Genomic DNA, 6042 nt, shown 5'->3' with positions numbered 1-6042 from the left:
ACATTCACACTGTTAAGGGCCACCCCCATCCGGGGGTGGCCCTTAACATTTCCCCCACCAAATACGCACCAGACCAAGTACGCACCAGACACTCCCACCGAGCACCTCCGACCGCGTCTCGGCCGGAAGCACACTCGGTGGGCGGCCGCACCATCCCGCCGGCGGGACACCACCGGCGTACCAAGCCACCCCAACGACGCAGTCGTCCCCTGGGTTTCGCGGCGTGCGCTGGAGCGTTTGCCCCGTATCTGCTCAGAAACGCCGCTACATCGTGTCGTACGTCGCGTCGATGTCAGCGGGTCGGATGGAAGCGGTTGGCGGGGGTGGTTGTTGTGGTGGAGGTTGGTCACCGAGGCAGTCCGCCGGGGGTACCTGGATGGGGTGGATTGTGGTTGGTGGCGGTAACGTTTGTCCGATTACTGCTCAGCTCTCTGCTTACTGTTCTTCTGCATCGTTAGGAGTCATCGTGGCGACGCCACCTCGCAATCCTCGCTCCGGCTCTGGGGACCGTCGCGGTTCCTCCGGAGGCAGCGGCCGCTCCGGTCGCTCAGGTGGTGGGCGGCCAGACTCCAACCGCTCGAACCCGGGCAATCGCTCCGGATCCGGCGGTTCCGCCGGACGCAGCGGCGGGCCGAACCGCCGGAACATCGCGGGCGGCCGCTCAGGCGGTTCGAGTGGGTCCGGCAGCTCGGGCGGATCCGGTGGTTCGGGCTGGGGTGGCAACTCGGGCGGATCCGGTGGTTCGGGCTGGGGTGGCAACTCGGGCGGTTCCGGTAGTTCGGGCTGGTCGGGCGGTTCAGGTCGCTCGGGCGGTGCGGGATCGGGCAGCGGTGGATCAGGTGGCCGCGGCGCCGGCGGTACGCGCTCTGGTGGCCCGCGTTCCGGTGGTTCGAGCGCTGGTGGTTCGCGCTCGGGCGGTGCGGGCGGCCGGTCCGGTGGTTCGTACCGGGACGGCAACTCGTATGAGAATCGGCGTGGTTTTGCCGGCTCGCGAGGAGATGACAAGGCTGACCGCGACCCGTTCGGCGGCCAGCTGAACCGTGACGACCGCGGCGGTCGCTCCACCAACTCCCGCGACGACCGCGGCGGCTACCGCGACAACCGATCAGGCGGCTCCCGCGACGACCGCGGTGGGTACTCTCGCGATGATCGCGGTGGCTATCGCGACAACCGCTCCGGTGGATCGCGTGATGACCGCGGTGGATACCGCGACAACCGGTCCGGTGGTTCCCGTGACGATCGCGGCGGGTACCGGGATAACCGGTCGGGTGGTTCGCGCGATGACCGTGGATATGGGGACAGTCGCTCGGGTGGTTCGCGTGACGACCGTGGCGGACATCGGGACAACCGGTCCGGTGGATCGCGTGACGATCGCGGTGGGTACCGGGACAACCGGTCAGGTGGTTCCCGTGACGATCGCGGTGACTACCGCGAGAACCGGTCCGGTGGTTCGCGCGATGAGCGTGGATACGGCGACAGTCGCGGTGGTGACCGGGATGAGCGGTCCGGGGGATACCGGTCGGGGGGCCGGGACGAGCGTGGTGGGTTTGGCGGTCGGGCTGGGGAGAGCCGGGGGACTGGTGGCCGGGTTGCTGGGCGCGGGCCTGGTGGGTATGACCGGTCGGCTGCTGGCGGATCGGGTGAGCGTCGTGGGAGCGGCGGTTCCGAGGGCCGTGGGGCTGGTGGGTCGCGCGCCGGTGGTTCGTACGAGAGTCGTGGGGCTGGTGGGTCGCGCTCCGGTGGTTCGTTTGAGGGGCGTGGGTCGCGTGCCGGCGGCGGTTCCGAGGGGCGTGGGGCCGGTGGGTCGCGGGCGGGTGGGGCGTTTGAGCGGCGGGGGAGTGGCGGTTCGCGTTCTGGTGGTGCGGGGGACCGGCGGGGTGGGTTCCGGCGGGATGATGAGCGGGAAGAGAAGGTCGGGCCGCGGCGGGACGATCCGAAGATTCCGGAAGGGGTTACCGGGGCTGAGCTCGACCGTGGCGTGAAGGCGGAGCTGCGGTCGTTGCCGCGGACGTTGGCGGATCTGGTCGCGCAGCATCTGGTCGCGTCGGGGCGGTTCCTCGATGACGATCCTGAGCTGGCGTACCAGCATGCTCGGACGGCGCGGCGGTTGGCGGCGCGGCTTGGTGGCGTACGCGAGGCGGTCGCGATCACGGCGTACTTGGCCGAGCACTATGACGAGGCGCTGACCGAGTTCCGGGCGGTTCGGCGGATGACCGGGAACCATGAGGTGCTCGCGATGATGGCCGACTGCGAGCGGGCGCTCGGGCGGCCGGACAAGGCGCTTGCGCTGATCAAGGACAAGCATGCGCGGGATCTGTCGGAGCCGACGCAGATCGAGTTGCTGATCGTGGCGGCCGGGGCCCGGCGGGATCTTGGGCAGACGGCGGCGGCGGTTCAGATGCTTGAAGTGCCGGAGCTGACCAAGCGGACGCGGGCGGAGTGGTTGCCTCGGTTGCGGTACGCGTATGCGGATGCGCTTGCGGAAGCCGGGCGTACTGACGACGCGCTCGTTTGGTTCCACCGGGCGGCTGGTGTCGACGGTGATGGTGTGACCGGCGCGGCCGAGCGTGCGGCGGAACTCGAAGGACTTGAGTTCACCGACCTGGACGACGAGGAACTCGACGACGAGGACGAGTACCCCGAAGACGAGTACACCGGCGATGCGTCAGACGACGCCGAAGACGAGCCTCAGGACGTTGCCGAAACCGACGCCGTCGACGAGACCGACGAGGACGACGCCGGGGCTGACGGTGCCGCGGATCACGGGGATGGCGACGGCGTGGGCAGTGGCGAGGCGGACGAGGACGACGCCAAGGGCACTGTGGATGCTGAGGGTGGACTGGCGGAGAAGGGTCGCGGGGAGTAAGGGCTGTGGGGGGACGGCTTGAGGGGCTGAGTGTTGGTGAGTTGGTGGGGGTTGCGCTCGCCAAGGGAAGTGGGCGGCTGGCTGGGGCTGTGGGGATGGTGGAGCGCGGGGAGGACGACGCGCTTCACCAGGTGCGGGTTTCGTGCCGGCGCTTGCGGAGTGATCTGAAGTTGTTCCGGACGTTTCCGGCGGGCGAGTGGGCGACGGAGCTCCGGGCTGATCTGGCCGGGCTGGCGCAGGCGTGTGGTGAGGCGCGGGATCTGGAAGTGATCGCCGCGCTGGTCCGCGAAACCGCCACCAGCGAAGACAACCCGGAACACGTCGACACGATCCTGACCAAGCTGACCGTGCAGCTAGAGCGGGCGGCGGCGCGGTCGGCCGAGGTGGTACTGGGCGAGCAGACGCGCGACCTGCTCACCACCCTCGAAGCGATCGCCGCAGCGCCTGACCTGAAGCCCACTGCCGCCCAACCGTGCAGTGAGGTCCTGCCGCAGCTGCTGCACACCGCCACCGTGAAGCTCGAGGACGCGGCCGGCAAGCTGAAGCCCTGGACGCCCGATGACGACTGGCACGAGGTGCGGCTGTTGGCAAAGCGCGTCCGGTACGCGGCCGACACCAGCGCCGGTGTTCTAGGAGCAGAAGCGAAAACAACTGCAGCGCACGCGGCCACGTACCAGGAGCTGCTCGGTCAGCACCAAGACCACTGCGCCGCAGCGGATGCCCTGACTGCGATGGCGGCGGACGCTGCTGCACAGGACGACCCGGAGCTGTCCTTCACCCTCGGACGGCTCACCGAACGTCACCGTGCGGCCCGCAAACCCCTCCGCGAGCAGTTCCTGAGCCTGTACCACCGGCCCTGAGCGTCACAGCGTCCGGAACAACAACCCTACCCGTGGCTTCGGACCGAACGACGTGGCCTTCTGCGGCAGTACTACGCCCTGCGCCGCCGACCGTAGTACCTGGTCCATCTCTGGTGCTGTGAGCTCCACAGCGGCCCGCTGAGGGCCTGCCAGCGCCAGTGCATCGTCTAGCGTGTGGTGAAACGAGATGTCCTGCTCCACAGCGCCCCAGCTCGGCAGGAGCACCTCGTGGAGCAGTGTGACCGCTGGTGCGTCGGATGCGGAGTGCAGCGTCAGCCAGCTGGTGCCGTCTGTCACTGAGATGCGGTTCGGATCGCCCTCTACCCGGCCGGGCTGCATCTGCCAACCAGGTGGCGTACGCGCCTGAACTGTCGCGAGCTCCAGCCCAGGTACTACCCGGTGGATCGGGTCCAGCGTCAGTGGATGACGTACGTAGTCCACCAGCATCGCCAAGCCGACATCAGCACTCGGCCGGTACGGTGCGCGCAGCTGTCGTTCCAGATAGGCCGCGTACCGGTGGTGGCCGTCCGCGATGACTGCCTCGTGCTTCGCCAGCTCAGCCTCGATCTCGGCCAGCGCCACCGGGTCGTCGATCCGCCAGATGCGATGCTCGGCACCGTTGTACGTCTCCGCTTCCAGCCACGGCTCCCCAGCACGTGCCGCGTCCACTGCATCGCTTGCGACGCCACCGTCGGCGTACGCGAGCAGAATCGGCTCCAGGTCGGCGTCCGTCGCCTCCATCAACCGGAGCCGGTCGTCGACCCAGTGCGGCATCACGTTCTCGTGGGGAAGTACCACGCGGCGTGCCGGATCCAGGCGGAGCGATCCGACCAGGCCGCACAGTACGGCGCCGCGCAGCCGCTGCTCGTACACATAGAGCGCGGGCCGTTCGTCCTGCACCACGATGCCGTCGCGTTGCCAGCCAACCAACCGTCGCGCCGGTTCGTCGTACCGGGACGGTCCGAGGTCCGGATCGCGTGGAAGGATGAGCCTCACCATGTTGTGCAGATCAGAGTCAGTCAGCCGCCGGACGATGGCGGGTTCCAGCACGTCGTACGGCGGCGACGTGACCGCGCCGAGCCCGCTCACCTTCCCGGCGACGAACCGCCAGGCACGCAGCGGGTCGAGTTTGAGGACCGCATCCGGCATGCGCGGAATCGTACGGGGTGAAGCATGAGCACGGAACGTACCTCGCCCGAACCGCTCTCGGCGTGTGACGAACCGCTTGCGAGCCGGTACGACGTGGCGCTGCTGGACCTGGACGGCGTCGTGTACGTCGGCCCGGACCCGGTACCGGACGCGCCCGAGAACCTGCGGAAAGCTGCCAAGGAAGGCATGCGGATCGGGTTCATCACCAACAACGCGAGCCGGCCGGCCGCGGTCGTTGCCGAGCACCTCGCGTCGTTCGGGCTGGACGTGGTCACCGAGGACGTGGTGACGTCGGCGCAGGCCGCCGCGAAGCTGGTCGCCAAGGAGTTCCCGAAGGGTTCGCCGGTGCTCGTGGTCGGTGGCGAAGGGCTCGTCGTCGCGCTGGAGGAGTACGGGCTGACGCCGGTGCGGAGCAGCGACGCGAAGCCGGTGGCCGTCGTACAAGGGTTCCATCCGGATGTGAACTGGGTGATGCTCGCGGACGGCGCGCACGCGATTCACGCGGGTGCGAAATGGTTCGCGACGAACCTGGACCTGACCATCCCGACCGCGGCCGGCAAAGCGCCGGGCAACGGCACGCTGGTGCAGGCCGTCCGCGCCGCCGTCGACGTGGACCCGGTGGTCGCCGGGAAGCCGGAGCCGCCGCTGCTCGAAACCAGCATCGAACGGCTGGAGGCCAAGCGGCCGCTGATGATCGGCGACCGGCTCGACTCCGACATCCAGGGCGCGAACGCGGTCGGGATCGCCAGCCTGTGGGTGGCGACCGGCGTCCACGACGCGTACGACCTGGCGCGGGCGCCGAAGAACCAGCGGCCGACGTACGTGGGGGCGGGGCTCGGTGCGCTGGCCGAGAAGCAACCCGGGGTGACCGTGCAGGGCGGGAAGCACACGTGCGCCGGGTGGACCGCCGAAGTCGTGAACAACGCGGTGACGGTAAAGGGCGAGGGCGAGCCGTACGACGGGTTGCGCGCCGTACTGTCCGCGGTCTGGGCGACCGTCGACGCACCACCGGAACCCGCCAAGCCCGCGAAACCCACCACCCGAGGCCGCCGCCCACGCCCAAAACCCACCCCCACCGCCGACTCCATCACCCTGGACCCCGCCCTCCACCAAATAGGCCTCACCCCCTAACCCGCCCCCACCCCTAACCCGCCCCCACCCCTAACC

General features: G+C 69.2%; 4 protein-coding genes. 3 read left to right on the top strand and 1 reads right to left on the bottom strand.

Annotated features, from left to right (window positions below):
- Nucleotides 1-1978 precede the first annotated feature (1978 nt).
- Nucleotides 1979-2866, top strand: coding sequence for a tetratricopeptide repeat protein (locus ABD260_RS37370; protein WP_344241707.1), 888 nt, complete (start codon nucleotides 1979-1981; stop codon nucleotides 2864-2866).
- A 95-nt stretch (nucleotides 2867-2961) separates the two neighbouring features.
- Nucleotides 2962-3726: a CHAD domain-containing protein gene (locus tag ABD260_RS37365; RefSeq protein WP_344241705.1), complete on the top strand. Its 765-nt coding sequence runs from the start codon at nucleotides 2962-2964 to the stop codon at nucleotides 3724-3726.
- A 3-nt stretch (nucleotides 3727-3729) separates the two neighbouring features.
- Here the strand turns inward: ABD260_RS37365 and ABD260_RS37360 are convergent, their stop codons facing one another.
- Nucleotides 3730-4875, bottom strand: coding sequence for a DUF1015 family protein (locus ABD260_RS37360; RefSeq protein WP_344241703.1), 1146 nt, complete (start codon nucleotides 4873-4875; stop codon nucleotides 3730-3732).
- Between the two features lie 24 nt (nucleotides 4876-4899).
- On the opposite strand from ABD260_RS37360, the gene ABD260_RS37355 reads away from it, so the two are divergent.
- Nucleotides 4900-6006: an HAD-IIA family hydrolase gene (locus tag ABD260_RS37355; RefSeq protein ID WP_344241701.1), complete on the top strand. Its 1107-nt coding sequence runs from the start codon at nucleotides 4900-4902 to the stop codon at nucleotides 6004-6006.
- Nucleotides 6007-6042: the final 36 nt, after the last annotated feature.

The sequence above is a fragment of the Kribbella hippodromi genome, assembly GCF_039531045.1.
Classification (GTDB): domain Bacteria; phylum Actinomycetota; class Actinomycetes; order Propionibacteriales; family Kribbellaceae; genus Kribbella; species Kribbella hippodromi.
Note: the sequence above shows the minus strand (reverse complement) of the source record. Positions and strands in the feature narration are given on the sequence as shown.